General features: G+C 46.4%; 2 protein-coding genes and 1 tRNA gene. All 3 read right to left on the bottom strand.

Annotated elements, in window-relative coordinates; translation table 11 throughout:
- A partial coding sequence (locus tag FQZ95_RS20815) for a tellurite resistance TerB family protein (RefSeq protein WP_160530614.1) occupies positions 1-398 on the bottom strand: 398 nt, incomplete at its 3' end.
- 679 nt (positions 399-1,077) lie between these two features.
- Positions 1,078-1,152: transfer RNA gene (locus tag FQZ95_RS20810), tRNA-Gly, on the bottom strand.
- Positions 1,153-1,412: 260 nt separating this feature from the next.
- Positions 1,413-1,926, bottom strand: a 514-nt coding sequence (locus FQZ95_RS20805) for a site-specific DNA-methyltransferase (protein WP_160530613.1), incomplete at its 5' end; no start/stop codon positions are given.

The following is a 1,926-nucleotide window of genomic DNA, read 5'->3' as shown; positions in this document are numbered from 1 at the left end:
AGCGCCTGAGCAATTTTCTTGAGTTGTGCTTCTTCATCCGGACCAATGCCATCCTGGTCAGCGATATCAAGGCACAGGCACAGCACATTAACTGCGTCATCAGTACCTGCCACGTCAGCCAGCTGACGAAGGGCTTCAGCATTGGCAGAGCGCGGCGACGCTTCATAACGGGCGCGGATATTTGCACTCATTTGTGCAATCTCACCGGAGAACGACGCAAAGGCAGGAAGTGCTGCAATGGTTTTCTCCAGTACCGCGATTTCTTTCGCATCGCAGGTGCCGTCAGCATATGCAATGGAATACGCACCCCAGACGGTCGCCTCCACTGCGTCGCGGTTCTCCATTTTCTTTACTTCAGTAATGGCCTTGCGGGTTTTCTTTTTGAAAATACCAAACATCGTGACTTTTCCTTTTAGTGGGTGAGCCTGCGCCCGGGGGTGACCAGCCCACAGAGAAAGTCACACTGACCATCCCGTAAGCTCACCCCTGAAAGGCTCTGTGGTTTTTGATGTGCGCCGGGCGTGGCGCAAAGAAATGAAATAAGACTTACCTGAAATTAAGGTTAATCTGAGGATTTAAACCATTTTTAAAGCTTAGTAATATCAACTCGTCTCCTGAAGGAGACAGATACTTATGATTCTTCATGGACTTTGTCCCGCGGCGTTAATCCGACGGCCGCGCTTTTTTTGCGCCATATTCATCGCTAACTTACATGGCATTGCCACACGGGCATTATCAGTGTCCGTGTTTCTTTTTTTAGGGTTCAGAATAAAAAAAACCGCCCGGTGGAGGCGGTAAAGGATGTATTTCCAGGTTTTGCTTAGTATATGATTAATCTCAATGTCATTTTTAGCGATGTTTACAACATCGGGATGACACATCACCGACCCTGTCAGGAAATACAAAATCTCCACCGACAATGCGCCATTCCGATGTTATAAAAAAATCAGCACTGATACCGTAATAAATAACATTCATTACAGGACGGGATGTAGTAAGGAGTCAGGGTAAAACAAAAACATCCCACACATATAATGTGTCAGTGCCTAACACAACCTAGCATCTATTGTCCTCTGCTGGAGCGGGTAGCGGGAATCGAACCCGCATCATCAGCTTGGAAGGCTGAGGTAATAGCCATTATACGATACCCGCATATAGTGCCGATTGCCGGAATCGAACTGGCGACCCGGTGATTACAAGTCAGTTGCTTTGTCTGCTAAGTTAAATCGGCAACGGTTCCTCGGAAAAAATAAAACGACCGATATATGCATTATTTCCCTGTCATCTCCTCGGAACCGACTATCGATATTAATGAGGGCAAACACTATTTCAATAAACATAGTGTCAATATTAGTAAATATATGTATAAATTTCTATCACTCGTGATTGATTACAAATAATCACACACATATTTAACTATTTTCTTTTATTTCGCTTACAGTCTGGTTAAATCTCTCTTCTTCCAGCTCCACACCTATTGCATGCCGTCCCAGCGATAATGCTGCTTTTATTGTTGATCCCGACCCCATAAAAAAATCAGCAACCAAATCTCCCGGATGGCTGCTGGCGGTAATTATCTGACGCAACATATCCGCCGGTTTCTCACAGGGATGTTTGCCGGGGTAATACTGCACAGGCTTGTGCGTCCAGACATCCGTATACGGAACGGCAGCCGATACGGAAAAATAACGCCGCAGAGATTTGTACTCATCCAGCAGGCTGGCATATTGCCGGTTCAGTTCACTGTATGTGCTGACCAGCTGGTGGTGTGGCTTTTCCAGTTCACCGCGCTGATGTTTTTCTGCTGCAACACGCGCAAACAACGCCTGTAATTTCAGATAATCGCCTTCGTTCGGCAACTGCCACTGACTGGTACCAAACCAGTGCGAAGCCATGTTTTTCTTTCCGGTGGCTTCCGCTATCTGT

Origin of the sequence: Escherichia sp. HH41S, from assembly GCF_009820115.1 — a bacterium.
GTDB lineage: Bacteria > Pseudomonadota > Gammaproteobacteria > Enterobacterales > Enterobacteriaceae > Escherichia > Escherichia coli_F.
Note: the sequence above shows the minus strand (reverse complement) of the source record. Positions and strands in the feature narration are given on the sequence as shown.